Origin of the sequence: Paenibacillus sp. 276b (assembly GCF_900107875.1) — a bacterium.
Taxonomy (GTDB): domain Bacteria; phylum Bacillota; class Bacilli; order Paenibacillales; family Paenibacillaceae; genus Paenibacillus; species Paenibacillus marchantiae.
This window is the reverse complement of sequence record NZ_FNRR01000004.1, coordinates 506,702-533,333: the sequence shown is the minus strand read 5'-3', so window position 1 is coordinate 533,333 and position 26,632 is coordinate 506,702. Positions and strand designations below refer to the sequence as shown.

Here is a 26,632-nt window from a genome sequence, read left to right as displayed (position 1 = left end):
CTCAAATCCCGTACTTTTCCATTTGATCAAGAAAAGAACGGGATTTTAGATTCAAGCCAAGTTGATGATCCATAAAGGCCCGCATGATCTTTTTGATCTCATCCCGGGTGCCTTCGCTAACCGATATATTACCAAGCCTTTGCAGATCCAGCTGTGCAAACAGACGCAAGAGTTTCAACGCCTTCGGACTCACGGACATCGCCGGAGGATCAAAGTGTTTGCAAGCACGGCACAGAACGCCTCCAAGCCTTGGACTAACAAATAATTGCTCATCCGGACGCTCGTGACCACAAGAAATGCAATCATCAAGCTGAGGTCCGTACCCGGCTGCCTGTAATATTTTCATTTCATACAGGCTTGTGATGACGACCGGATCTTTCTCTTCCTTCAACGCCTGAAGACAGGCTTTCAACTGTTTGAACCAGAACGTACCTGTCTCTTCATCCTGCAACACACGATCCAACAGTTCACAAGCATAAGATGCATAGGAGGCCTTAATCAGATCTTCACGCAGCTCATGATAAGATTCGATGATCTCACCTGCGTTTAGTGTTCCCAGACCGGTGTTACGAAAATATACATATTGACCGTACGTAAATGGCTGCACCAGTGCAGCATGTCGGCTTTTGGGCTTTTTGGCACCGCGGACGAGTACCCCTACTTTCCCGCCGCTTTCGGTGCAAAGCGTAATGATTTTGTTTCCCTCGCCGTAGTCCATGCTGCGGATGACAATCCCTTCCACCCTGTATAGCATGCCTCGTCACCTAACCATTCCCGAATTAGCCAATTAACCTTCGGCTTCTTCATCTTCAATCACTTCCCTTGCAGGTTCCGACTCCTGTCCCACTGAGCTACATGCCTCAGCATACAACAGATAGGATTCCACATCCCCCGTCATCGCAAAAACCTTCCACGAAAAATCTCGCATCGGAATTTCATCCTCTCTTCGGAAATGACGTCTGCTTCTACCAGATAGGATGGAGTCTTGCAAGGTAAACTATGTGTTGCAATTACTGGATACAATTCCGACGATTAGTCGCGGCCAAAGCCAAGGTCACGCAGAACTCGATCCTGATTTCTCCAGTCTTTTTTCACTTTAACCCACAGATCCATGAAGATTTTGGAACCTAACAGGTTTTGAATATCATGGCGGGCACGTTTCCCCACTTCTTTAAGCAAGGCACCCTGTTTACCGATAATGATCCCTTTTTGCGAATCACGCTCCACAAAAATGACGGCAGAAATATAAACGACGCCGTTGTCCTGTACTTTCATATCCTCAATCGTGACCGCAATGGAGTGAGGCACTTCTTCACGCGTCATTTGCAAAATTTTCTCCCGAATCAACTCAGCACAAACGAACTGCTCCGGATGGTCTGTAACCTGGTCATCTGGATAGTACTGCGGACCTTCCGGCAGATACTTGCCGAGCTGCTCAAGCAAGGTACTTACGTTGCTGCCGAGCATGGCAGAAACAGGTACGATTTCAGCGAAATCATGCAGCTTGCGATATTCCTCAATCAGCGGAAGCAATGCTTCCGGCTCAATTTTATCAATTTTGTTCATGACAAGAATGACAGGCGTCCGCACATTTTTCAATTGTTCTGCAATATAACGGTCACCACCGCCCATGCCTTCCGAGGCATCGATCAGGAACAGAGCAGCTTCGACTTCTCCGAGCGTATTCAAAGCGGTCTGGTTCATGTAATCGCCCAGCTTGGATTGACGTTTGTGAATCCCTGGCGTATCCAGGAAAACGATTTGTTGGTGTTCCGATGTATAAACACCATGAATCTTATTACGAGTCGTTTGTGGCTTGTCCGACATAATCGCAATTTTCTGTCCAATGACTTGGTTCATCAGTGTGGATTTACCTACATTGGGACGTCCAATAATGGCTACAAAGCCGGATTTGAATGCTTGTTTTTTCATATGTTCCTCCTCAGGCGCCTAGGCCTGGAATATATTGGTTTTTACTTTTTAGCAGAGTTCAGATCAGATGGTCCAAAAGCCCATGGCAATAGCTCGGCAACTGTAGTCTCCTGCAGATCACCTTTCATGTTACCCAGAATAACTTTCATATTCGGTTCACACAGTTCATACATCACTTGACGACATACGCCGCATGGAGCAATCGGGCCGTCTGTATCTCCTACAATGGCAATGGCTTTGAAACTGCGTGGTTGCTTACCTCCTGCTATCGCACTGAACATGGCTGTACGCTCAGCACAGTTGCCTGGCGTATAAGCAGCATTCTCAATATTACAACCATGATGCACATGTCCCTCACTGTCAAGCAAAGCTGCACCTACACCAAAATGAGAATAAGGCGTATACGCTTTCGTACGTGCCATAATTGCTTCTTGCATCAACAAATCATTATCCATAATTAATCTCTCCCTTAGGGTGTACTATAAAGTTGCACTCAATGAGTTAAGTTCAACTTAAAAATATTTGCACTGGCCTCTCCGCTGTCAGAACAACCTTACGATCGCTGTTATCCCCGGATTTTATTGATTCCCTTTTCCAAAGTGAAAATCCGGTGATAAAGGCGAACGCTTCGCTTCTACAGGTTATTTCTGACCTCTCCGTTATTGTGCAAACCAGAAGTTCAACTTAAAAATGAGTCCAACTTTATAATTTGTGTGTAATATTAAAATCAAAACAAAAACAAAATCACAGCAAACCCAGCCAGCTCATCACCGGTTTAATGAAAACGATACTCCCGATGATGACGGCGAACACCGCAGCCAGCAAAACTGCACCGGCCGCGGTGTCCTTCGCCGCTTTTGCCAGCGGATGTATATGCGGATGCGCCAGATCTACAGCAGCTTCCACAGCTGTATTCATCAGCTCCGTCACAAGAACCAGAAAAACGGCTGTCAGTACAAACATCCAGTCCGTTCTGGAAATCCCGAAAAAAAAGCCGGCTGCACACATCAAAATGGCGACTCCTGTATGAACTCTTACATTCCGCTGAGTCCGCAACCCGTATACGATTCCTTCCGCAGCATTGCGGAATACCATCCCCCAGGAGCGCCTTTTCATTATCGTGTCAACCCGGCTTGGGCGAGTACCGCTTCCTGTTTGCCCATCATTTCGGCTTCGCTGGCTTCATCTTGATGATCATATCCAAGCAAGTGCAAGAAGCCATGAACAAACAGGAACCCGAGCTCACGTTCAAATGAATGCCCATATTCTTCACTCTGCAGGATGGTCCGTGGAACAGAAATAATAATATCCCCCAGAACATCCGGCATTTCTTCCATTTCTTCATCTTCGTCCAGTTCGTAGATGATATCCAGTTCCTCATCCACAGTCTCATTCATTGCAAAAGACAATACATCTGTTGGACGATCAATGCCGCGATAGTCACGGTTCAGCTCATGAATCTGCTCATCATCTACGAAAGTCAGGGCCACTTCCCCGTCCGCAACACCCTCTGCTTCCCCTGCAAGGTTCAGCAGCTGCTCCAACATTGCGATCATCGGTTCGGTGATTTCTTTATCCTGTTGTTCATTATTCCATGCTAGGTTAAGACTCATTCTTTCATACTCCTGTCTTCTTATATTAGCGAATCAACCCGCTTCAGGCGAGGTAGGCTTCGGTTTCTTCATTTCTTCCGGATACTCAATCCTGGAGTGGAATATGCCCATGACGGTTTCCTTAAGGGTCTTGGCGACGATATCCAGCTCCCGCATTGTCAGATCACAGTCGTTAAACTGATGATCGTCCAGTCGACCTTTAATAATCTTTTCGATCATGGACTCCACTTGTTCCACAGTAGGCTTCCGCAAGGAACGGACCGCAGCTTCCACACTGTCAGCAATGCCAACAATCGCCGACTCTTTGGACTGAGCCTTGGGACCCGGATAACGGAAATCATCTTCCGTGAAATCAGGTTCTACTCCTGCTTCCTCAGCCTGACGCAGTGCTTTGTGATAGAAGTAATGCAGGAAGGTTGTTCCATGATGCTGCTCAGCAATGTCCCGAATAGGCCTCGGCAGCTTGTAGTCCTTCTGCATTTCCACACCATCGCGTGCGTGAGCCACGATAATGGACTTGCTCAGCTTTGGATCAATCGAATCATGCGGATTTTCCATATTGTTTTGATTTTCAATGAAATAAATCGGTCGCTTGGTCTTGCCAATATCATGGTAATACGAGCCGACCCGACATAACAACCCATTGGCACCGATCGCCTCTGCGGCGGCTTCTGACAGGTTTCCTACCATCACACTGTGGTGATAGGTTCCCGGTGTCTCTGTTAGCAGTTTACGTAGTAGCGGGTGATTGGGATTAGACAGTTCCACCAGCTTCAGCGCAGACAAGATGCCAAATGAGGTTTCGAAAAATGGCATTAGCCCAATAACCAATATGGCGGTCAGTACGCCTCCGGCAAACGCAAATCCAATGCCATAGAGCGTTGTCGTCCGATTCCAGTCACTTGAGTCAATCAGAGCCAGTGTGAAGACTGCGATCGATCCGAACAGACAGACCATAATGGCGCCTTTCAGGATCGTAGACCGCTGACTTGCCCGATGGGTGGCGAAGATCGCAACAAACGATACCAACACCGCGAAGAATCCAAGTTCAAAGTCAAAAATCTGACCCTGATGTGTATTCAAAATAATACTCGACAGCATGCCGATAATAATCGAGCAGACAAAGGCAAGCGATGTATCCAGCAGCAATGCAATTAACATTGCTCCTACGGCAACAGGGGCAAGAAAGCCTACGTATGAATTCTCACTGGTCTGGAGTATCGCCGTAACATGCATAACTACAATCGTAATAATAAATATGAGAACAAGCATCAGCAGTTGAGCATTATTATATTTGAAATGCGTTCCGCTGAATTGCTGAATATACATGAGAATCGCTGCCGACAACAGACAAGACAGCATAAGCAGTCCAAGCTGAGGCCAATAGTTCACTTCGTTTTTCAGCAAATCGTTCTCGCCCAGAAGGGTGTACATCTCCGGGGTAATCATCTCACCCTTGGCAACAAGCGTATCTCCTTGCTTGATAAAGACCGTTTGAGTGTTCTCACGAGCCTGTACTTTAGCTTCTTTTGTACCCTCTTCATCGTAGAAGCGGTTAGACGTTACCACAAGACGAGCAAGCTCCTGTACAACTTCACGCTGCGTACGCTTGCTTAGGGAGCTCACACTCACCATCTCGGCCACTTTGGCACGAGCTGTTGTAGCCTCACTAATCTGGTCGGTCATTAATCTGGAGACGATATCCCGAGCAACGGCCTTCATCTCCTGAATATCATCCGAAGTCAGACGTGAAATTTTGATATATGTCTCTTCCGGGATGCGGTAGCTTTGCTCCTGTACCACATTTCTGATCTCTTCCAACAGAGTTTCGGAGTATGTACCCGCTTTCCGGTTGTTGTTGATGAAATTGGAAACAAAATCTTTCTGACGCTGCGGTATTTCATCACGATAGATGTCAATCTTGTCCTGACTGGAAATCTGATCATCCTGATTCAGTCGATCAATACGATCAAGCAGAGTCGTCATCAGATTTTCGTTCCGCATCTGCACGATCTGAAACATTGGCTGTACACGTTCAGCGGCTTCTTCTTGTGCTTTCAGTGTAGCCTTGGTATTCGGGATCTGCATGGGCGCAGCAATATTCACTTCACTTCGTGTGCCTTCCTGAATATCATACCGCTCTGGGAGTAGCTTGGAAGCAAGACTCACGTAGAAGAGGATCACCAGAAACAAAAACAGAAGATAGCGTGCCCACACGCTATACTTCCATCCTGTAGCTCTATTTTGAAAAGATTTGCCTTTTGACAGTTCCTTCGAGGTCATCGAGACAATCCCTTTCTATTCTTGATTTTCTGCGGCGTGGTTATAGGCGACGATGATTTTCTGGACGAGGGAGTGCCGTACAACATCTTGCTCGGCAAAATAGACAAATCCAATCTCTTCCACTTGGCCCAGTATTGCATTGGCTTCCACAAGCCCTGACTTTTTGCCGCGCGGTAAATCAATTTGTGTCACGTCACCGGTAATAACCATTTTGGAACCAAAACCGAGACGAGTCAGAAACATTTTCATCTGCTCCGGTGTCGTATTCTGAGCTTCATCCAGGATAATAAACGAATCATCCAGTGTACGTCCCCGCATATAGGCAAGAGGTGCAATTTCGATCAAACCGCGCTCCAGTGCCTTCGCAGTCTGCTCTTGTCCCATAACATCGTACAAAGCATCGTACAGCGGCCGCAAATAAGGATCAACTTTTTCCTGAAGATCACCAGGCAAGAAACCAAGACTCTCTCCCGCTTCAACAGCAGGTCTTGTGAGCACGATCCGCTTGACGCTTCCTTCCTTAATTGCTGCCACAGCCAGGACAACAGCAAGATACGTTTTACCTGTACCGGCTGGACCGATACCAAATACAACATCACGTTTTTTAATTGTAGTTACATAGTGTTTCTGTCCAATCGTTTTAACACGGATCGGCTTCCCACGGTACGTCGTTGTAATCTCGCCTTTGAACAGATCCAGAAGCTGGTCTGCACGCAGTTCCTTTGCAAGCTCAATGGCATACTTAACGTCCCTTTCGGTTAACACATATCCGTTACGTACCAATTGCAACAACACATCAAATAATTGTTCAAGCGATTCCACATTCTGGATGTTGCCATGGATCACGATCTCCGCTTCACGGGATGCGATTTGGGCGGGAATCTCAGATTCAATCAGTTTCAGAAAAATATCTTGGGGTCCAAAAAGAGATTGACCCTCTCCCGCACTTTGTAGGGAGATTCGTATGCTGCGTGTTTGCTCTGACAAATAGCCTCATTCTCCTTGACTATGGACTAACGGAAGTTCTTCCGCAATGCTTTCTTCCACTTCAAATAATACTTTCATATAAACTTTACCATTCTCTTTCTTCTCATGCAAAATTTTTTCGCTTAAAATTTTCGTTCCTTTGCCGTTTTTGGCGATAATATCGTTTCTTGCTCCTTCCAATCCTTTCGTTCTAGCCCATTCAATCGTATGCTGCTCCTCTTGTTCCCGAGTTTCCAAATCTTTCTCAGTCAGCCATCCCATGGGAAGTGTGAAGGATCTCCAGGTCAGCGGTTTATGATCACTTTCGGTATCAAATGTGGTAAAAGGCGTATTCCCGTATCCCCAGAGTTGTATCGCCCATTTCCCCAGCACAATGTAAAAACGTTCCTTGCTATCTCCAGTCATCGTATTATGTTTCTGCACAAGAGGGACTTCGACTTGATATTCACGCCATACCAGCCCGCGCACTTCCCCTTTGGCTACAATGGTCTTTGTATTCTCTTCATCTCCCAAAATACCGGATATCAGTACCTGTCCTTTCTTGACACGCATGTCCTTCTGCACAACAGGGCGCCCCTGCTCCGCGTAAATTTGAGTGATTACAGCGTCTGTTTTACTGACCAGATGTCTCGGGTTCAGCAGCGGTTCACGCTTGGGCTGTGCTGACTCCACAACCTGGATGGTGATGGTTGTCCCTTCTTTGCTCACCCCAATCCAGGTTACATCTGGCAGAGCCAGCGCGAGCTGTCTGGAGAGCTTGTCCTGGCTTTGCAGCCGAAATCCCCACTGGAAGGGGTAGATGCCTTCTTTCTTTGCTGCCGCGAGCACTTCATCCGTGGGAATCGTCACATTGCCTTTCACTTCTACATTCCAAACCATTGATGATAACGCAAACAGAGCTGCTACAAAAAATAGCATGCCGCCCAGAAAGAACTTCCTTCTTAACAAACGGGCTGCAAAAAAAGGAAATCCACTCCGGTGTGTCACCTTTACCCGGCAGCCTGTCCGTTTCAGCAAAGGACGCAGCCTGAAAAAATGCGGTAGCAGAATATTCATTTCTGCCTTGCGTCCATCATGGGCACGCAGGTCCCATACTTCCAGTCCCTGCTCTGCCACCGTATTGATTAATGCTTCAATATCCCCCCCAGTGACCGTGATTCGGACTGCTCCGCGCAGTTTGTACAGACTGGGCTGCTTCATCCGTTCCCCTCCGCTCCATTCATATGAATATCCAGAATTGTTCCTTCAACAGCCACTTCATCCGGCAAAATATTGCGAATCATCAGTTCAGTTCCTTTGATCTCCAGCTGACCCTGTGAGAGAGCCAGAACGATGCGATCCGGTGTAAAATGAATGACACCACGATGATTCTCTATATACAATTGCTTTGTGCCGATCAGGGTTAACCGTGGCATATCGTAAAGCACGTCCTGCGGCAGATCCAGAACTTCACTGGTCCATCTGCGCAGCTTGCGGCTGATCCGGGTCATTCGAAGGTCTTCCCCCTTCCTCTACAGTTCAACTTATGCGCAGATTTCTGAAATTATGAAAACTACGGAACGTGTTAGATGTGAAAATAAAAAGAGACCGAGACAGAAAAAAGCCGTCGTCTGGATTTATGCTCACCAGAGACGGCTTTTCACTTATTAATATAATATAAAGTTATAGTTTTCCTCGTGTTCCAAAGGGTTGTTTAGAGCGCGGAGAACCGAGAACCTCTGCCCACAACACACCAGTACGAATGTCTTCCCGGCGGAGCTGGGACGGTCCGGACTCGCTGGATGAAACTTCATCCCAACTGGAGTCAGACACAACCGGTGTATTTGCAGTAGAGATACGATCGAGTCGCTCTCGAATTTCACGTTGTCGTTGCTCCATCACTTTCATTTGTTCTTCGAGGGAGTTTTCCATTCCACCCAGAGAACTCTGCCCTCCAAAGTCGTCATTCACAGGACGGGCAGATGTCGTTGCTGGCTGCGAATAGGTTTGATCATATCGATCATCGTACTGATCGTCATCATACCGCTCGTCGTATCGTTCGTCATACTGCTCATCATAGCGGGGATCTGAAGGAGCCGATGACTGCTGCGGTGCGGTATTTCCCCGCGAGCGATCATTCCGGTCCGAATCACCACTCCCTCCAAACGTAGGCATCCCGTTATTTGCACGCTTTTTGTTCGGATCAGCCGATTTGGCTGCTTTTCCAAGGAAGGAAAAGAGTGCAAAAGCGATGACTGCTACAATATACAGATTGTTAAAAATCCATTCAAATAGGCCCATATGCACTCACCGCCTATCTTCCGTTTTTGGAATCACCGTGATCGTTGGAGTTTGTATTTTCACCAGGTTTTCCTAATGTGTTGCGCATTTGAGTATCTGCTTCAATGTTTTTCAGGTTCATGTAGTCCATTACACCAATTTTACCGCTACGGAGTGCTTCAGCCATAGCAAGAGGTACTTGGGATTCGGATTCAACTACACGCGCTCTCATTTCCACTACGCGCGCTTTCATCTCTTGTTCTTGGGCTACGGCCATTGCGCGGCGCTCTTCCGCTTTTGCCTGTGCAATACGTTTGTCAGCCTCTGCCTGCTCCGTTTGCAGGAAGGCACCAATGTTTTTACCTACATCCACGTCCGCGATATCAATAGACAGGATTTCAAAAGCGGTACCTGCATCCAGACCTTTGGACAATACGGTACGGGAGATCAGATCCGGATTTTCCAGGACGTCTTTATGGGAATTCGAGGAACCGTTTGTACTTACGATACCTTCACCGACACGGGCAATAATCGTCTCTTCACCCGCACCACCGACGAGGCGGTCAATATTGGCACGAACCGTAACCCGCGCTCTTACTTTAACTTCGATACCATCTTTGGCTACCGCAGAAACAATCGGCGTTTCAATAACACGTGGGTTTACACTCATCTGTACGGCTTGCAATACGTCACGACCCGCAAGGTCGATCGCAGCAGCACGTTCAAATTCGAGTGGAATGTTCGCACGTTGTGCAGCAATCAGGGCGTTGACCACTCGGTCTACGTTACCACCGGCTAGGAAGTGACTCTCCAGTTGATTCATTGTCAATTGAAGTCCAGCTTTGGTTGCTTTAATCAGTGGATTTACGATCCTGCTAGGTGTTACACGTCTTAGTCTCATCGCTACCAGCGTGATAATCCCCACGCGTACGCCCGATGCAAGGGCTGAGATCCAGAGCATAACCGGGAAAAAGCTGAAGAATACGCTCAATACGATAATCGCAACTACCGCAATAAGCAAAACCGTAATCAAGGTTGGTTCCATAGTCAAAATTCCTCCATTTGCAATTTAATTTTTGTAAGAAACATGATAAAAACAGTGTGGAACTTTGCTGCTGTGCATTGATTTACACCACTCGACTAGCAGCCTCCGTAGAATGGTTATGTACATTGCCGAAGCTTTAATCAACTCCGGCAACAGAGCGGGTTACACCGGTAATGCTTGTTGAACCACAATCCGGGTACCTTCCGCTTTGATCACAATAATTGGTGTATCAATCGGAATGAAATCTCCATCCGACACCACATCGACACGCTCTCCGTTAAGTATCGCTGTTCCCGAGGGACGAAGTGGAGTCAAACTGATGCCCTGCAAACCGATCAACTCTTTGCGTTCTGTCGCCGAAGAGTATCCTTGATCAGCAGACAGCCTGTCACTTAATATGAATCGATTCCATATGCCTCGATCCTTAAACAGAATAACAACAATTGCAATGACTACCAGCGCGGCTCCAAAAGCAATACCTAACGATATAAATGCATCACTTGTATCATAGGCGGCTCGCACGACACCAGCGACAAGCGCAATCGATCCCAAAATCCCCAGAATACCGAAGCTCGGGATAAACATCTCGAGGATCATCATGATGAGTCCGACAGTGAATAACACCCATGTCTCCGCTCCGGCAAAACCGGCAATGTAGTTCCCTGAGAAATAAAGCACAAAGCACACGATACCAACAATACCAGGCACTCCGAACCCAGGTACAATCAACTCAATGATCACACCGGCTATTCCGAGGAATAGCAATACCGTCATGACGACAGGATTGGTGAGAAATGTGGATATGTTCTCTGCAGCTGTTCTCTGAACAGTGAACACATCATCCTGACTGTAACCAAGCCAAGCTGCAGCTTCTTCCGGTGTGTTGCTGATATGGTCCGCATAGCCCACTTTCAGCGCTTCTTCGGCCGAGAGAGCAATAATTTCACCTTTTTGCTTAGTTTTATTAATCTCAGGCATCTCCACGACCATGTTAACATCCGTCATTCCGGCTGCAATTTTGCCGTCACGGCCACTTTTCTCAGCCGCTCCCTGCATCTTGCTCTTCCAGAATGCAACCAGCTTCGGATCATCAACATGTTTACCCGTGCTGTCTACCATCGCTGCCGCACCAATCATACTCCCTGGCGACATTACGATCTTATCTGCATTCAAAGCCAGAAAACTTCCGGCCGAGGCAGCATCTCCACGGACAAATGCAACGGTTTCAACTGGGCTTTCCTTAATTAATGTACCCAGTTCTTCTGCCGTGTCGACACGCCCTCCCGGCGTATTGATATCCAGAACGATCAGGCCAGCATTCATCTCTTCTGCTTCTTTGAACCCGCGTTCCATAAACTTGCCAAGTCCCTGCTCGATTGGTTTATCCACCGGAATGATATATACGGCGCCACTTTTCTCAGCTGCATGCGCTGACGGTGATCCAATCCAGACAGGAAGCAGCAGCGTCAGTAGCATCATGAGCATCAATGGCCCCGTAAGCTTCTTCCGGCGCTTTCCCTTCACAAATAGTCCCCCCTTTTCCATTAATGTTATACTGTCCAGCTTATGGTATTTATTACGTACAATGCAACATTTCGTTTCAAAATCTTAAAATTATATTTGAAACCGGAAGCAATTGCAACATTTTAAATCCATAATCATATATATTATCCATTTAAAAGCAATATTTGTGAATTTCCATGAACAAATGAACGATTACTAATTACGTTTCAAATTTCTTCTGGGAAATGAGTACCGTATCAATGATGTAAAATGGAAAAAACACCCCCTGACAAGTCAGGAGGTGTTTATTGATTTGCTTTATTGCAGAAATTGTTGAACTGCTTGATTTACCAGTTTGCCATCCGCTTTGCCTTTGACTTTCGGCATAAGGGCAGACATGACTTTCCCCATCTCGGCTTTCGAAGAAGCACCGGTTTCCTGGATGGTCTGCTGTACAATAACTTTAATTTCTTCTTCGGTAAGCTGTGCGGGAAGGTACTGACTGAGTAATTCAATTTCCGCTTTTGCATTTGCCGCGAGGTCTTCACGGCCCGCTTTGTCAAATTCTTGGAGGGCATCTTTGCGCTGTTTGATTTCACGACTCAGAATATCAAGCACTTCGTTATCATCCAAATCTCTTTTCAAATCTATTTCAAGATTCTTGATCGTCGAACGAATCAACCGAATGTTGGAGAGCTTGAACTTGTCCTTGCTCTTCATCGCTTGCTTCATATCTTCGTTCAATCGTTCGCTAAGATTCATGTAGTTAAAATCCTCCTAAAACTTTCTCTTACGAGCAGCCTCGGACTTTTTCTTGCGCTTTACGCTTGGCTTCTCATAATGCTTACGTTTCTTCACCTCAGCCAATACGCCATCTTTTGCGATGGAACGTTTAAAGCGACGAAGTGCAGCATCAATAGTCTCGTTTTTGCGAACTTTAGTTTCAGACACCAGTTTTCCCTCCCTCCGACCAGACCGTCCAAGAGCAATAACACGGTTCATCACCTTTCATTATAGGCGAAAGGTAATAAAGGTGTCAACCTTAACGTAATGATCATTTATTTTATGTGAACTTCAGCTCCATATTCATGCCTTTTATGCATATATGAATCAGTCCTGATTTAAAGTAACTTGGCTCGTTTATTTGTGTGAGTCTGACAAACTTGTCAACACGCCAAGTCGGGTCCCACCAAGCAAATGATAGTGCAGATGATGAACGGTTTGTTCTCCATCCTTGCCGCAGTTATTAATCAGTCGGTAACCTGTTTCTTCCACGCCGAGACGCTTGGCCGCTTCCTGCGCAGCCAAATGAATCTCACCGATCAACGGCAAGTCTTCCGCCGTTACTTCATTCATGGAAGCAATATGTTTCTTGGGAATAACGAGTACATGGGTCGGTGCAGCGGGCTGGATGTCATGAAAGACGATGACATGGTCATTCTCCAGTACCTTATTGGAGGGAATGCTGCCCTCTACAATTTTGCAAAATAAGCAATCCATTGTTCATACCCTCCTTCGAATTAAAAATTATGTATACCCTACTATCATACCGGAACTGAAAACTCACGTCCAATTTAACCTGTTTCAATTCAATAATAACAGCAACAAAAGAACCTCTCACATCTCAGTGAAGTGCAAAGAATACACCGAAGATGTGAAAGGTTCAGTTTTCATTGGTAAAAGATAATGCTTTCAAGGCCCTATTAATAATAAGGTAACAAAGATAATGCAGTCAGGCCGACCAACGGAAGGACCAGCCTGTTAAACCGTCTGCGACCGTAACCATAATAAGGGTATGGGTAGCCATAGCCCGGGAAGAATCCCCGTGCATGAGCGGGATAAGTAACTGGCATCATATTGGGTCCCCAGTTTGCGTTTGCATGATTAACCACAGCTTCATGCCCCACGGGAACAGCCAAATAAATCATGTCATCATCCACATTTTCCACAATGCCATCATAATGGGCACCGTCATGCATCTGTATACATACATAGCGATGCATGTGTTCCTTACACAGTTTCTTCGCTTCTACCTTTTCCACGTTCGATCGCCTCCCGAATCTGTTCTGCTCTTCATCACCCTTTCATCGTATTCAGATCTGGGCGAAATGACACTGTGAATGACAAGAGTTTCAAGATAAGGGCCTATTAAAAAAAGAAGCACCCCGTTGCAGTTTCCATGCGGAAGTCTGCTGTCGCGGACGTCTAACCAGGATTATTCCTGATCAGACGTCCGCCGGGGTGCTTAACATAAGTTTGTCGGCTTAACTGTAGTATAACAACAGGATGAACCTGTATCTGTGAGCTATCTCACTCAACTGTTACAACGAGTATATAAATGAGATTCAAACCAACAAAACTCAATCAATCAGGAGATTTCCCCCTCAGGAACAACCTTGTACGGCCGGTTCCTGAGGGCATCCCAATTGGGGTCATTCATTCGTATGTGTTCTGTGTTCAAGTTCCTATAATGTTTCCAATACTACGCGAGAGCCAGCTCCGGCCTCGCCCGCTGGAATAACTACAAGTTTGCGTGGCAAGCGTGCTCGCAGCTCCGGAACGTGGCTGATAATACCGACGGCAAGACGGTCATCATGCAATTTTTCTAACGATGTAATGACGGTATCCAGCAGTTCAGGGTCCAATGTGCCAAACCCTTCATCCAGGAAGAAGAATTGCAGCGGATACTGACCGCGCAGCTGAATCTGGGCAGACAGAGCCAGGGCCAGTGACAATGAGGTCAGGAACGTCTCTCCACCAGACAAGGTGGACACCGGACGTTTAACTCCACCGTTTGCATCGTCACAGATGACAAAGCCCCCGCCTGAATCCACCTCAAGTGAATAACGTTGTTTGGTCAGGAAGCGCAGACGCTGTGAAGCAGCCTGACTTACCTGCATCAGTTGTTCTTCTGCAATATACTCGACAAATGCATTACCTCTGAAAGCTGCTTGCAGTTTGCTAAGCATCTCACCTTGTCTGCTCACTTCTACCCGTTTGTTCTCCAACTCGGTCCAGCGAACGTGTCGCTGCTGCACATCTTCCAGATCCCGCTCTGCACGCGCCTTGGCTCTAAGAGCTGCTTCATCCTCTGCACGAGACAGTTTCAGTCGCTCTGAGCATGCCAACCATTGTTCCTCGGATACAACGACTCCGCCCAATTTTTGTTCCAGCTCACGCAATTGAGAAATAAGTTCACGATCACGCTCCCGATGCTGCTGAATTTCCGCGGCAAGACGCTCCGCTTCTTGGGAAGGGAGGGCTGCCTCCACAACATCATTCTCCGAATCAAATGGCGATTGTTCCATCAATTGCTTCCAGCGTTCCTGTGCCTGCTGCAAATGCTCTGCTGCCGAGGCTGCTGCTTGTTGAGCCATGACATCCTTCTTGGCCGATTCCTGTTTCAACACATCCGCTTCCTTGAAACGCTGTGCTGAATCGGCAGCAATTTTCCGTAGTCCATCCAGACGAGTCTGGGCCGCAGCAATCAAATCCTCGACCCGTTGCTCGCCAACCCATTGACGCAGACGTTCTTCCTTCTCGGCAAGCTGTTTGCTGTTGCCTTGCCATTCCGTTTGCCATTGAATCAGCTGTTTGTCCAATTCAACCAGCTTCTGCTGAAGGGACTGTACCAACTGTTCCTTTTCTTCAAGGAACGTCACGCTCTTGTTCAGCCGTTCCTTGATGTCTTCTGCGCGCGCGTCTCGCTCCTGCATCGCCTGGTGAAGGGCCATGGCCTGCTCTTGAACGATGCCGGGCAGTTCCGCGGCCCAGCGGCCGTGCAATGCGGCTGCGGCGGCCTCACTCTCGGCCAACCGGCGCTCCGCCTGGGCGAGTCCGGCTTGGCCGGCCTCCTGCGCAGCAGCCGCTTCCATGCGGCGCTGCTGCGCGCCCACAGCCGCCTGCTGCAACGCGGCGGCTTCCGCTTGCAGCGGCGCTGCGGCTGCGGCCAGCGCCCGCGCGGCTTCGCGCAGTGCGGCGGCACGCTCCGCCCAGTCCGCCGGGGAGCGCCCGTGTACGGGCGAACCGGCGGGCTCTGGCTTCGCAGCCGCAGGCGCGGCCTCGGCTGTGGCCGGGGCTTCGCCGGCCGCAGCGCCAAGCTGCGTCAGCAGGCTGCGACGTTCGTGCAGCTGCTGGCGCAGCCCAAAGCGCAGCTCCTGCAGCTCCGCGTGCAGGCTGCGCAGCAGTTCCAGGTCCGCATCGCCTGCGGGCGGACCTTCTCCCGGCGGCGCAGCCGGGAGCGGGTGGTGTGCGGAGCCGCACACCGGGCATGGCTCGCCGTCGCGCAGCTCGGCGCGCAAGGCGGAGGAGAGCCTGTGCAGCTCCTGCTCACGCATGGTTCCGCGCAGCTGCTCCTCCGCCCTGGCCAGCAGGCTCTGTTCGCGGCCAATGTCCTGCTCACAGGCAAGCAAGGCCTCAAGGCCCACTGCCGCCTGTTCGATCAGATGCTGACGCTGTTCACTCAGACGGGTCTCTTCCTGGGCAGCCAGCTTCAGCCGATCTGCCCCCTGTTCAGCCGACTGCTTATTGGCTTCCATCTCAGCCTTGTTCTGGCGCAATTGCTCCGCCGCAGTATCCAAACGATGCTTCAATTCCAGTGCAGCCTGCAGCTGTCTGCGTTCTTCGGACTTCACTTCATTCGGCTTCAGGCTTTCCTGTAATTCTTCCCGCCGTTTGCGGCCGCGCTGCTGTAGTTCTTTTTCCTTCTCCAGCTGCTGTCCGATGACGCTCTGTTCAGCCTGTCCTTTGTCCAAAAACTGCTTAAGACGGGTACTATCCTCTCGTAGCCCATCCCGTTCCCGTTGCAACTCCTTGGCCTGTTCAAGCTGTTCCAATCGAAGCAGCAGCTTGGGTTCTTCCTCAGCCATCTGTACACGGGCCGTTTCGGCCTTCTCGGCTTCCAGTACAGACAGCCGTTCATGTTCCACCGCTTGCTGGTGAGCAATCCCGGCTGCATCCTCACGTAACTTCTGCTGTGCTGCTGCGTCACGCATCGTCTGCAATGAAGGCAGTATCGCGTCTGCCGCCCCGGCCAGTTTCAGCCGTTGTTCCCCAGCTTCGATCTGTGGTGCACGTGCTTTCAGCTTTTCGTGTTCCTCCATACGAGCCTGGCGTTCATGGCTTAACTCACGGACTTTACCGAGTTGCTCGGCTTCCTTCATCGCTTCATCAAGCGTTTTGCGTGACAATTCAGACTGTTTCACAGCAGCTTGAAGAAGAAGCTCCGTTTCTGCCAACGTCTCTTTGCTGGCATTCCCAAGCCCCTGCTGCTCCGCGGCCAATGACTGATGAACCATATCATTGTCCTTCACCCGACGGCTGAGCTTGATGGCAAGCTGATCTCCATACTTCTCCAGATGGAATAAACGTTGCAGCATCTGGCGTCGTTCACTGCCTTTCAGTGACAGAAACTCAGCAAATTTCCCTTGTGGAAGCACAACGGCCCGCGTAAAATCATCCATTTTCAACCCAATGACATCTTCAACGCATCGGTTCACGTCTGCCAGTTTATCAGCCAGCACCTGTTCCTCTCCGTTGACGGTCTCAATGAATTTGCTTATTGTGTTGCTTACCGATACCTCATTGTTTCGTTTGAAGCGTCGTTCCACCCGAAATCTTCTTGTGCCTTCCGCCGATACAAGTTCAAATGTAAAAGCAACGGACAACGAATCCTCAGCGTGGTTCATGATTCCCTGGGTACCATTAACCGCACGTTCCACTTTTCCGTACATGGCCAGCGTAATCGCGTCGAGCAAAGACGATTTCCCACTGCCTGTAGGACCAAAAATACCAAACAGTCCCGTTTCCGTCAATACAGTAAAATCAATCTCCTGAGTCTCCCGATAACTTTGCAGACCTGCGACTTTCAATAAAATCGGCTTCAATTCCCCTCGACCTCCTCACGCACGCCCGGCTCGTCCTCATCTACGAGTTCCAGGAACAGTTGAACCAGACTGTCTTCAGGTAATGCCCCACCTGTCTGACGCTGATAAAATTTGCGGAAAAGCTCATGTACCGGAAGCTCGGATCGTTGCTCCAAAAGCCCTGCGGCTGCCATCTCGGGATACACCGGACGGATATGGATGATCCCGTCATGCGACTTACGGAGCTGCTGAATTTCTTTCAGAGACATGGCGTCATCCAGCCATACTTCCATATCAATAAAAGCCTGAGGATCACGCCCTTCATCCAGCCACCGATAAACCTCAGCCAGACCGCCACGCGCCTTCCAGCGTACAAGGGGACGTCCGGAGGTCAACAGCACTTCTTCCACGTTTGCGGCGCCTCCTGGTGCCACATCAACCATGGTGACGGACTTACTCTGCCCCGCTTCGGAGAAACTGTAGGCCAGTGGAGAGCCACTATAACGAATCACACCTTCTCCTTTAACTGCCTGCGCACGATGGAGATGCCCCAGTGCTGTATATTGCGCACCTGTCGACAATGCAGAAGGGTCAACCGTATAGGCGCCCCCTACCTGAATGGGACGTTCCGAATCACTTTCCACTCCGCCCAGAACATAAATATGACTCATTGCCAAATTCACCGTATCCGGACGAAAAGAAGCAGCCAGACGCTGCATTAACATGCCAACCCGGCGACTGTATGCCTGGCGAAGCACATTCTCATCCTCATCCGTTGTCAGCAGTTCATTCAGTCGCGCTTCCGAGGGGTATGGCAATGCAGCAATCTGCGCAGTCTCTCCAGTTCTCTTCGCATGGATAGTGACTGCTTCTGAAGTAGGCATACCTACAAGTGTAATTCCCTGTCTGTTCACAAGCGGGGTCACCGAAGCCACTCGCTCTGGCTGATCATGGTTCCCGGCAATTACCACAAGTGGTCTTCCTTGTTCTGTCAGACGCGCCGCAGCCTCATAAAAAAGCTGTTCCGCCGATGCAGGCGGATTTACAGAATCATACACGTCTCCAGCCATCAATATGGCATCTGCCTGCTGCTCATCCGCGAGTCTAACAAGCTCATCCACAAAATCCTCCTGCTCTCGCAGCCGGCTCCGTCCCTCCAGCGTTTTCCCCAGATGCCAGTCCCCTGTGTGCAAAATACGCATCGTCCGTTCAACCCCTCTCTCAAGCAAAATCCGCTGATACAAATTCCATCTGGCCGTTTTAAAATTTCACTTTATAGTTTCACAGCATGTCCGCCATCAAAAAAGTACAGCCACTTCCGGTCGACTTTCCGACCCAGAATATCTTCAATAGCCCGGCCATACAGCTCCAGCTGAAAGCGATAGTTTTCCGTCAGTTTGTCCAGTCCACCGCGATGCTCCAACACCCGGTCTGTCTTGTAATCTAGCAAAACAAGCTCGCCATCCACCTCATACAGGCAGTCAATAATCCCCTGTACTAGCACCGTCTCATTTTCTAGTGATGCCTGCATCTTACCGTCTTCTTCCAAAGTTTGTATCCCTGCATCTGGTGATAGACTATGAAGCCATTCGGCAGGAGAATGATGTGCCGGAAGTCCATAAATAAATGGAATCTCCCGTTTCATCCACTCTGCACGCAACAATTCTGTCCCAGGCTCTGTATTGAAAAATCCAGCCAGTTGATCAGACTCAATAACCTCTGCCTGATGGGGGAGCAAAATCTGGAGCTCAACTAACCGCAAAAGTGTCTGCTCAACGATTTGCGAATCAACGGGTGAACCATCTACAGGAAGATGCAGCATCAACGTATGATACACCGTTCCCCGCTCGGCTCCAGTCAATTGTTTCTCCTCCATGAATTTGGGACGACGTAGATGCAATTTAAAGGACGAGCCTCCATCCTTCACTTCATGGCCCTCATAATCCACAGAAGCCTCAGATTGTTCTTCAACTTCCTCCATCATCTGTAAAGACTGATGGTCTTGCATGGCTAGCAATGTTTTTAGTTCGGTAACCGATGTACTGGCAGCTACTTGCGTTGCTGCTTGATGAGGATACGCCCATGAAAGCCGTTTATCAACTTCACGAAGCAGCTGTACACCCTCTTGCTCACCTATTGTAAATACATCTTCCTCACTGATGTCTCGTAGTGTTGCATCTTGAGTATCCTCGACCATCTCTTCTTCAGTGGAGGAAGGAAACAGCTCCACAGGCTGAACGGCTTTTAGGGCAGCAATTCGATGTTTCCGCACTTCTGTCATGCCCTCTTCTTCACCAAGCGTCTGATCCACAAATATTTCCCGGGATACTTGATCAGCAGAAATGACGGAAATGCCCCAGCGTGATTCATCATCCACAAGACAGGCAGCATATGAATCAGTGCCTCCCGCAAGTTCACGCAGCAAAGCTGCGTCTGGATGTCTCATCAGGGATGGACCGATCCAGTCCAGATAACTCCGTCCGGCTGCAAGCAGATAGTCAGGCAATACCCGTTCCGGACTGTCCTTAATCTGAGACCAGGCCACTGCCTTTTTAACAACATCTTTTACCGTACCGACCAAAATCATTTTCTCTTTTGGACGGGTTAGAGCCACATAGAGCACCCGCATCTCTTCGGCAAGCAGCTCAAACTGGGCACGACGACGAATCGCCAGATTCGCCAAGGTTGGATAGGCAACCCGATTCTCACGATCTACAAACCTCGGGCCAAACCCCAGCTCCTTATGCATCAGAAACGGCGAGTTCAGATCCTGCTGATTGAACATCTTGGATATACCCCCGACAAAAACAATAGGGAATTCCAAGCCCTTACTCCGGTGAATCGTCATGATGCGTACCGCATTGTCCTGCTCACCAGAACCACTTGCTACGGTGCCAAGATCTCCCCCGTTCTCACGTAGTCTGGATACATAGGTCAGGAAGCGAAACAATCCACGATTGGCCGTTGCCTCCTCATATTGCCGTGCGCGATCATACAGAGCCTTCAAATTACTTTGACGCTGCATGCCTCCCGGTAGGCCGCCAACCCAGTCCAGGTAACCCGTTTCCCGGTACATGCGCCAAATGAGTTCACTCAAGCTGCCTTGTCTGGCTTCAAGTCGCCAATGTTCCAACTGACGCATAAATCGAATTAGCTTTTGTTGCAGCTCTGTGCTGGTACCGTTGTCCCTATCCGCATCGTCGCTTATACGTCCACCCATACTTGCATCTATACCAGCATCCATAATCTCATCTTTATCTGCATGTACAGAGGTTTCATGTATACGTTCGATAACGTCTGCTTCGGCGGATACTGCCGACTCCCGTTGCCCCTGTTCCATTTCTGACCAGACTTCGGGCCATTGCAGCTGGATTGCAGATGAATCCGGATTCGAAGCTTTCTCACCATGCTGCCCGAAAACATTCAACGAACTTGAGAATGCTCCTGTAGCTGATATAACAGCATCATAGAAAGACTGTCGCTTGTCCCCAAGGCGAATCTGAGCCAGTTCCTCTTCATCCAGTCCGACAATCGGCGAACGAAGCACGGAAGCAAGCGGTATATCCTGCCTTGGATTATCCACAATCTGCAGCAAGGACAACATCACTTCCACTTCCGTCGCCTGAAAATACCCTTTGCTTTGCTCCCCTCCGGCAGGAATACCCTGCTGTCTGAATTCCTCAATCATGAGTGGAGCCCACATCAGGGCAGAACGCAGCAAAATAACAATGTCTCCATAACGCGCAGGTCGCATGGATTTGAGGGCTTTATCATAAACGTTGAGGGGTGGGTTATCCGTATCTCCGACCATTTCACGAATACGGCGAGCCATGGCCCGAGCCTCCAGCTGAGCGGTTTCAAGCTCGGCACTCTCCAGCTCAGCAGAAGGTAACGCATCCCCATTCTCATCCGTGCTTTCCGTCAGATCAGGTCCTCCGCCTTGACGATCGATCAATATGAGTTCAGGTGTGTATGCCTCATCTCCAAGCGTCTCTGCCGGGAAAGTAGCCCCATAAGCGAGCTGAGCTCGTTCATCATAGGCAATCTCGGCTACCCCTTCATTCATGAGCTGCTTGAATAACATGTTGACCGAATGGACTACTTCTGCACGACTACGGAAGTTACGTGCAAGATCAATACGTCTTCCTGCATGCAGTGATTCTCTCTCTCCGTTCATTTCCATATCCATATCCGAATTCGCTGCGTATTGACGGTACTTGTTCAGGAACAGACCGGGTTCAGCCAGACGAAAACGGTAAATACTCTGTTTTACATCACCAACCATGAATCGGTTTCCTGGATTTTCTCTGGAAATCAGTCGGACGATATCTTCCTGCACTGTATTGGTATCCTGATATTCATCCAGCAGAACTTCATCGAAACGTGCCCGGTATTCCATTGCTGCATCCGAAGGCATGGACAGCTCAGGGGTTGAATCTTCATGGCGCAAAATATGAAGACAGTAATGCTCCAGGTCACTAAAATCGACCTGACCGCGCTCCTGCTTGGCCTGTCGGTATCGCTCTCCAAATGCACTGACCAGCTTGGATAGCTCCTGCATTAGTGGTGCCGCCTGCTCCAGCTCCTGCCAGAAAGAAAACGCACTTCTTCCAAACAATGACCCTTTCAGGTCCGTCACGGCTTTTTTCGCAGCCTCACGAAGTTCCTTGACCTGTTCTTGTAACCCCGGGTCTGTCTGGTCCTTTTTGCAAGGCTTCAGCTTGCCAAAAGCTGCTGGCTGAAACACTTCAGGCAATCTTTCCCATGGCATGACCTCAACAGCTGACAGAAGCTCTTCGACCATTGCTAAATCTTCTTTCAATGTATCTGCATAAGGTTTCGGACCTTCCGGCTGCATCGATATGCTGATCCCTTGACGCAGCAGACCAGCCGCACCACTCAGGGCAAGAGCGGCATCACGCAAAATACTCTGAACCCATGCAGAATGTCCAAGTGCCTCGACACTTTCCACCTGAAAAGCAGATGCCATCTCTACAAGCCAATGATCCGGCCAAGAATGACTGCGTGAGAAATCATACAAACGCTGCACAAGTCGATGCATGGCATCATCGTTCCGTTCCCCACTGAACCAATCCACCAATTCACGGAATGTACTTCCTTCGTCTTCTTCCCCATACTTTTCCTCAAACAACTGCTCCAACAATTCCTGCCGCATAATTTCGGCTTCATTTTCATTCAGAATCCGGAAAGCCGGGTTTAGCGGTATTTGCTGATAATAACGACGAATGACTTCCATACAGAATGAATGCAGTGTCGTAATGGATGCTCGCCCGAGCAATGACAGTTGTTTGCGCAGATGTTCTTCGGCAGGTTGCTCTTCAAGTGCACGTTCCAGTGCTTCCCGAATCCGCTGCTTCATCTCAGCAGCAGCAGCTTTCGTAAATGTCGCAACCAGCAAACGATCTACGCTGAATCCACGGGAAGGGTCTGCAATCTTGCGAATAATCCGTTCAACCAATACAGCCGTCTTCCCGGAACCCGCTGCAGCAGCAACCAGAATGTCTTCTCCACTCTGTGAGATGGCACTCCATTGGTCATCACTCCAGAAGCTTCCCTCCGGTTTTGGCATATTCGTCATGATGTTTCCCCTCCTTTGCCATGAGACAGCATGTCCCAGATTTGCTGTTTGCCCGGTTTGGACAACAGATTATATTCATTACCTTCGATATTTTCATCAAATTGACAGACTGGCTTGTACGGACAGAAGGTGCATGCAACCTCCTGCTGGATACGGTAAGGTTCAATCGCGACATCCCCGTCCGTAATCCGGGTGCCAATCTCACGTATATTGCTGCGAACTGAAGCAAGCAATGTATCCCATTGCTCCGGCGTAGCTACAGCAGCGCTACTATAAAAGCTGCCATCCGCCTTAAGCGCAACTGGAATAATAGCTGAGTAGCCTTTGTCCAGGGTATTGTCCATTTGAGCGATCGCATCCCGATCCGCGAGCAGCAAGCCTTTCATTTTGAACCGTTTCAGCAGTTCTTGTCCTGCCTGCTCAGAAGTCATGCCGTTCGCGGATTGAAGCAACGGATTATGCACATGGAAATAGAGTGTTCCTCCAGGCATCGCCGATTCTCCAAGCCACTCCTCGGCAGCACTAAGCAGCACCTCCAAGTACGTGAGCATCTGTAATGACAGGCCATAATACACTTCATGGAGTTTGAGGTCGGTCTGGCTCGATTTGTAATCAATAACCCGCAGCAGCAGGCCGTTCTCTCCTTCGGCCACATCCACGCGGTCGATCCGCCCCACAATCTCCATCACACAGCCATTTTCCAATTCAAAACGAAGCGGTGGCAGGGGTTTACCTGGCCCAAAATCAAGCTCCAACCCAATCGGTTCAAAGCTTCCTCGTCTGGACTGTTCACCCAGAATAACCGACGCCCGGCTAACGATATCCTTCAGCTTGCGGAAGATATAACCATACCGTTTCGTGCTAAGCAAAATCTCTCCCTGCAACTGTGGTGCAATCTGCTCCACGGTGTGCTCCGCTTCCTTCCGACATTCATCCGGAGACAGACTGCCCCAACTGCGATTCTGCTCACGCAAACGCATGGCAAGCTGACTCAAGGCAGCATGGAACAATTGTCCTATATCAGGGGCTTGCAAGCGGTACAACTGGCGCTCTTTCAGTCGCAGCCCATGGGATGCAAAATGGGAGAACGCACACGCCACAAAACGCTCCATTCTGGAGACACTGGTCCTTACCTCTGTACCATATAATCTACGGCTGGTAGCCGTACGCAGAGGTAACGCCCGATTGCGATAAAAGACCGATCCAAGCAATTGTTTCAGCTGAGGTCTGCTTGTCTCCCGAGAGACATGCCAGTTATAGATCGCCCACCACATTTCAGAAATATCTTCTCCACGGCGCCATCTGCGCAACTGTCCGATGAGATAAGAGAGGCTCTGACCAGGATGAATAACATAAGACCAGTGCACCTCTTCAGCATTTGTAACCGGCGGCTGGGCAAGTAATGGCTGCTCATGCAGACCGAACATCTTACGTACATGTCGTACAATTTCTGAGGGTAGCAATGTTTTCCCTTCATCATCTGCAACGGGATAACTCAGCCATAACTGATTGCTCGCCGCTGTCAGGGCTGTATATATCAGAAAGCGTTCATCCAACATTTGTCTTGTTGCTCCTGGCCCAAGCCCCAAACCTCTCTCCGTCAACAGCAGCCGTTCCTGCTCAGTTAATACACCATCATCCTGAGGCACAGCAGGCAGTTCACCCTCTACTGCACCCAGAATAAATACGTACTTGATACCCTGAAGACGTGTACGATCCATCGATCCAATCAACACTTGATCAAGCGCTGGAGGAACAAGTCCCAGCTTCAGTTCGGTTAATCCGGTCTCCATTAGCCCGGCAAATAAATCGATATCCAGCCGTTCGGCCCCCATCATATCAACCATCTGATCTAATAGATCAAGGACGGCACCCCACATTTGACGATGCTCTCTCGAACGTTCCGGATCACCCTGAGCCTTGGCTTCTGCAGACATCTGATCCAGCTTCCAAGGAATCTCGGCATCTTCCAGTAATCTGTAAAGCGCCGCACATTGGTCTTTAGCTGTCTTTGCCTTGCTCATTCGTTTCTCAAAAGCACCCAGTGGATCAACAATCACCGTACGGCATTTTTCCATTAAGGACAGCATTTGTTCCCGGCCCCGGCTGCGGACATCCTGATCGTTGTCTTCCAGGGACAGGCTGGGTACATACTTCCATGGCTTTCCATCTGTCCAGCGGTATCCGTGAATTCCGCAAGCTAATATATAATTTTCGAGCTGGTCCATATCTTCACGTGTAATGGAACCGCCCCGTGGAAGCAGCAGATCCGTTTTCACACAGCGAAATACATCCTCATAACGCCAGCGACGGCGAACGATATCGAGTGCTGAACGAATAAATTCCGATAATGGATGATGTAGTTCATTTCTTCTCCGATCCAGAAAGACAGGCACGCCATAATCCCTGAACAGAGGCTCAGCAATGTCGGCATATGTATCCAACTGACGAACGAGCACTGCCATATCTCGATAACGCGCACCTTCATCTTGCGCCAGACGACGCATCTCACGAAGTGCTCCTTCCATCTCAGCCCGGCGGTTCTCAGCGGCGTAAAGTCGGACACCCGCATCACGCCCCTCACTCTTCCAGCGGACTCTACGATCAAAGCCAGCCTCCAAATGCGCCAGTCCAGGACTGCCTTCATATCTTGGCAAAACTTCCAGTTGAAGCACGGTTGTCTCATTAAGAACACCCAGATCCTCAGCCATGCCTTTGAGACGTGCATATGCACTCGCTGTGGGATGGAACAGCTCCAGTTCTCCTGGAAGTGCGCCGTGGTCGTAAGCACGATCCAACGTCAATGCAATTGTGACGGAAGAAGCTTGCAGCATCAATCTTCCAATGACACTCATTTCCTGCGGGGTAAATCCCTGAAATCCATCGATCCAGATCTGTGCATCTTGCAGCAGCGTGCTCTCCGGCAACCGCTCTGTTAGTTCAGTCAACGTGTCTTCATCATCGATATATAGTTCGGTTAATTCCTTTTCATAATCACGGTATATAAGAAGCAAGTCATGCAGCTTGTCTCCCAGAATCGGTGCAGAAGAGGAAGTATTCCATGCGGAAAGTCCTTCTTCCAGTGAAGTGGGGTCAAGTTCATAACGTTTAAACTCACTGTATAGATCATTCAAGTCTCCGATAAATCCCAGCTGACTGCCTGATGCTGCAAACAGCTTCAATTCTTCCTTACGACGCTGGAGCACTTTGTAGAGCAGCATTTTTTTACCTTCAGCTCCAATGGGAATACGTGCAGAACCACCTGCCTCCTGCATTACCCGATAGGCCAATCGGCGAAAACCAAGCACTTCAGCACGCATGGTACCTTTTATAGCACCTGAAGAAACCAGTGACTGTTCGGTTCGAAACGAACTCTGTTCCGGGACCAGCAGAATCAGTGGTTTACCTTGCGGTTCCTTTTGTAGCAGGGATGTGATTTCCCGGGTAATCAGCGTACTCTTGCCGCTGCCTGCTCGGCCAATAACGAAGCGTACGGACATGTTTAATCCTCCAAACCATCACGAACAGATTTTAATTCCCAGTATAA

21 protein-coding genes are annotated in these 26,632 nt (G+C 49.1%); all 21 read right to left on the bottom strand.

The genetic code is table 11. From position 1 onward, the window contains the following. Nucleotide 1: 1 nt before the first annotated feature. The 21 genes from recO to addB all read right to left on the bottom strand — a co-directional run bounded on the left by recO (nt 2) and on the right by addB (nt 26,585). Complete coding sequence (gene recO / locus BLV50_RS21600) at nt 2-754, bottom strand: DNA repair protein RecO (RefSeq protein ID WP_063567024.1); 753 nt, start codon at nt 752-754, stop codon at nt 2-4. A 33-nt stretch (nt 755-787) separates the two neighbouring features. Next, on the bottom strand, nt 788-928 hold the full coding sequence (locus tag BLV50_RS21595; protein ID WP_079696207.1) for a YqzL family protein: 141 nt from the start codon (nt 926-928) through the stop codon (nt 788-790). 104 nt (nt 929-1,032) lie between these two features. Next, a complete protein-coding gene (gene era / locus BLV50_RS21590) occupies nt 1,033-1,932 on the bottom strand; it encodes a GTPase Era (RefSeq protein ID WP_063567025.1) in 900 nt (299 codons plus the stop codon). Nucleotides 1,933-1,973: 41 nt separating this feature from the next. After that, complete coding sequence (locus tag BLV50_RS21585) at nt 1,974-2,387, bottom strand: cytidine deaminase (RefSeq protein WP_090809928.1); 414 nt, start codon at nt 2,385-2,387, stop codon at nt 1,974-1,976. Nucleotides 2,388-2,676: 289 nt separating this feature from the next. Then, on the bottom strand, nt 2,677-3,048 hold the full coding sequence (locus BLV50_RS21580) for a diacylglycerol kinase family protein (protein ID WP_063567027.1): 372 nt from the start codon (nt 3,046-3,048) through the stop codon (nt 2,677-2,679). Continuing rightward, nucleotides 3,048-3,545: an rRNA maturation RNase YbeY gene (ybeY, locus tag BLV50_RS21575; RefSeq protein WP_063567028.1), complete on the bottom strand. Its 498-nt coding sequence runs from the start codon at nt 3,543-3,545 to the stop codon at nt 3,048-3,050. The genes BLV50_RS21580 and ybeY overlap by 1 nt, the downstream gene beginning before the upstream one ends. Before the next feature lie 33 nt (nt 3,546-3,578). Then, on the bottom strand, nt 3,579-5,828 hold the full coding sequence (locus tag BLV50_RS21570) for an HD family phosphohydrolase (RefSeq protein WP_063567029.1): 2,250 nt from the start codon (nt 5,826-5,828) through the stop codon (nt 3,579-3,581). A gap of 15 nt (nt 5,829-5,843) precedes the next feature. After that, nucleotides 5,844-6,815, bottom strand: a complete 972-nt coding sequence (locus BLV50_RS21565) for a PhoH family protein (protein WP_063567030.1) — start codon at nt 6,813-6,815, stop codon at nt 5,844-5,846. 6 nt (nt 6,816-6,821) lie between these two features. Further along, nucleotides 6,822-8,015 (bottom strand): sporulation protein YqfD, encoded by a 1,194-nt coding sequence (gene yqfD, locus BLV50_RS21560; protein ID WP_064636389.1) that lies wholly within the window; start codon nt 8,013-8,015, stop codon nt 6,822-6,824. Then, complete coding sequence (yqfC, locus tag BLV50_RS21555) at nt 8,012-8,305, bottom strand: sporulation protein YqfC (RefSeq protein ID WP_024628472.1); 294 nt, start codon at nt 8,303-8,305, stop codon at nt 8,012-8,014. The genes yqfD and yqfC overlap by 4 nt, the downstream gene beginning before the upstream one ends. A gap of 172 nt (nt 8,306-8,477) precedes the next feature. After that, on the bottom strand, nt 8,478-9,095 hold the full coding sequence (locus tag BLV50_RS21550) for a hypothetical protein (protein WP_064636387.1): 618 nt from the start codon (nt 9,093-9,095) through the stop codon (nt 8,478-8,480). Nucleotides 9,096-9,108: 13 nt separating this feature from the next. Beyond that, nucleotides 9,109-10,119 (bottom strand): flotillin-like protein FloA, encoded by a 1,011-nt coding sequence (floA, locus tag BLV50_RS21545; protein WP_162493573.1) that lies wholly within the window; start codon nt 10,117-10,119, stop codon nt 9,109-9,111. Nucleotides 10,120-10,281: 162 nt separating this feature from the next. Continuing rightward, a complete protein-coding gene (locus BLV50_RS21540; protein WP_090810045.1) occupies nt 10,282-11,604 on the bottom strand; it encodes an NfeD family protein in 1,323 nt (440 codons plus the stop codon). 336 nt (nt 11,605-11,940) lie between these two features. Next, entirely contained in the window at nt 11,941-12,384 is a 444-nt protein-coding gene (locus tag BLV50_RS21535) for a GatB/YqeY domain-containing protein (protein WP_053781272.1), read from the bottom strand. 15 nt (nt 12,385-12,399) lie between these two features. After that, a complete protein-coding gene (rpsU, locus tag BLV50_RS21530) occupies nt 12,400-12,573 on the bottom strand; it encodes a 30S ribosomal protein S21 (RefSeq protein ID WP_005547957.1) in 174 nt (57 codons plus the stop codon). Between the two features lie 189 nt (nt 12,574-12,762). Continuing rightward, complete coding sequence (locus tag BLV50_RS21525; RefSeq protein ID WP_024628477.1) at nt 12,763-13,122, bottom strand: histidine triad nucleotide-binding protein; 360 nt, start codon at nt 13,120-13,122, stop codon at nt 12,763-12,765. A gap of 203 nt (nt 13,123-13,325) precedes the next feature. After that, nucleotides 13,326-13,664 carry a hypothetical protein gene (locus tag BLV50_RS21520; protein ID WP_063567035.1) on the bottom strand — a complete coding sequence of 113 codons (339 nt, stop codon included), beginning with the start codon at nt 13,662-13,664 and terminating at the stop codon, nt 13,326-13,328. Nucleotides 13,665-14,087: 423 nt separating this feature from the next. Next, nucleotides 14,088-17,507, bottom strand: coding sequence for an AAA family ATPase (locus tag BLV50_RS21515; RefSeq protein WP_090809926.1), 3,420 nt, complete (start codon nt 17,505-17,507; stop codon nt 14,088-14,090). Further along, nucleotides 17,504-18,688 carry an exonuclease SbcCD subunit D gene (locus BLV50_RS21510; protein WP_090809924.1) on the bottom strand — a complete coding sequence of 395 codons (1,185 nt, stop codon included), beginning with the start codon at nt 18,686-18,688 and terminating at the stop codon, nt 17,504-17,506. The genes BLV50_RS21515 and BLV50_RS21510 overlap by 4 nt, the downstream gene beginning before the upstream one ends. A gap of 71 nt (nt 18,689-18,759) precedes the next feature. Next, nucleotides 18,760-23,085, bottom strand: a complete 4,326-nt coding sequence (gene addA, locus BLV50_RS21505; protein ID WP_090809922.1) for a helicase-exonuclease AddAB subunit AddA — start codon at nt 23,083-23,085, stop codon at nt 18,760-18,762. Then, complete coding sequence (addB, locus tag BLV50_RS21500; RefSeq protein ID WP_090809920.1) at nt 23,082-26,585, bottom strand: helicase-exonuclease AddAB subunit AddB; 3,504 nt, start codon at nt 26,583-26,585, stop codon at nt 23,082-23,084. Before addB ends, addA begins: the two co-directional genes overlap by 4 nt. Between the last annotated feature and the right edge of the window lie 47 nt (nt 26,586-26,632).

Bases quoted from the DNA above. Each gene is read 5' to 3' on its own strand.
- recO (WP_063567024.1), bottom strand. From the start codon at position 754: ATGCTATACAGGGTGGAAGGGATTGTCATCCGCAGCATGGACTACGGC.
- BLV50_RS21595 (WP_079696207.1), bottom strand. From the start codon at position 928: ATGCGAGATTTTTCGTGGAAGGTTTTTGCGATGACGGGGGATGTGGAA.
- era (WP_063567025.1), bottom strand. From the start codon at position 1,932: ATGAAAAAACAAGCATTCAAATCCGGCTTTGTAGCCATTATTGGACGT.
- BLV50_RS21585 (WP_090809928.1), bottom strand. From the start codon at position 2,387: ATGGATAATGATTTGTTGATGCAAGAAGCAATTATGGCACGTACGAAA.
- BLV50_RS21580 (WP_063567027.1), bottom strand. From the start codon at position 3,048: ATGAAAAGGCGCTCCTGGGGGATGGTATTCCGCAATGCTGCGGAAGGA.
- ybeY (WP_063567028.1), bottom strand. From the start codon at position 3,545: ATGAGTCTTAACCTAGCATGGAATAATGAACAACAGGATAAAGAAATC.
- BLV50_RS21570 (WP_063567029.1), bottom strand. From the start codon at position 5,828: ATGACCTCGAAGGAACTGTCAAAAGGCAAATCTTTTCAAAATAGAGCT.
- yqfD (WP_064636389.1), bottom strand. From the start codon at position 8,015: ATGAAGCAGCCCAGTCTGTACAAACTGCGCGGAGCAGTCCGAATCACG.
- yqfC (WP_024628472.1), bottom strand. From the start codon at position 8,305: ATGACCCGGATCAGCCGCAAGCTGCGCAGATGGACCAGTGAAGTTCTG.
- BLV50_RS21550 (WP_064636387.1), bottom strand. From the start codon at position 9,095: ATGGGCCTATTTGAATGGATTTTTAACAATCTGTATATTGTAGCAGTC.
- floA (WP_162493573.1), bottom strand. From the start codon at position 10,119: ATGGAACCAACCTTGATTACGGTTTTGCTTATTGCGGTAGTTGCGATT.
- BLV50_RS21540 (WP_090810045.1), bottom strand. From the start codon at position 11,604: ATGCTCATGATGCTACTGACGCTGCTGCTTCCTGTCTGGATTGGATCA.
- BLV50_RS21535 (WP_053781272.1), bottom strand. From the start codon at position 12,384: ATGAATCTTAGCGAACGATTGAACGAAGATATGAAGCAAGCGATGAAG.
- BLV50_RS21525 (WP_024628477.1), bottom strand. From the start codon at position 13,122: ATGGATTGCTTATTTTGCAAAATTGTAGAGGGCAGCATTCCCTCCAAT.
- BLV50_RS21510 (WP_090809924.1), bottom strand. From the start codon at position 18,688: ATGCGTATTTTGCACACAGGGGACTGGCATCTGGGGAAAACGCTGGAG.
- addA (WP_090809922.1), bottom strand. From the start codon at position 23,085: ATGACGAATATGCCAAAACCGGAGGGAAGCTTCTGGAGTGATGACCAA.
- addB (WP_090809920.1), bottom strand. From the start codon at position 26,585: ATGTCCGTACGCTTCGTTATTGGCCGAGCAGGCAGCGGCAAGAGTACG.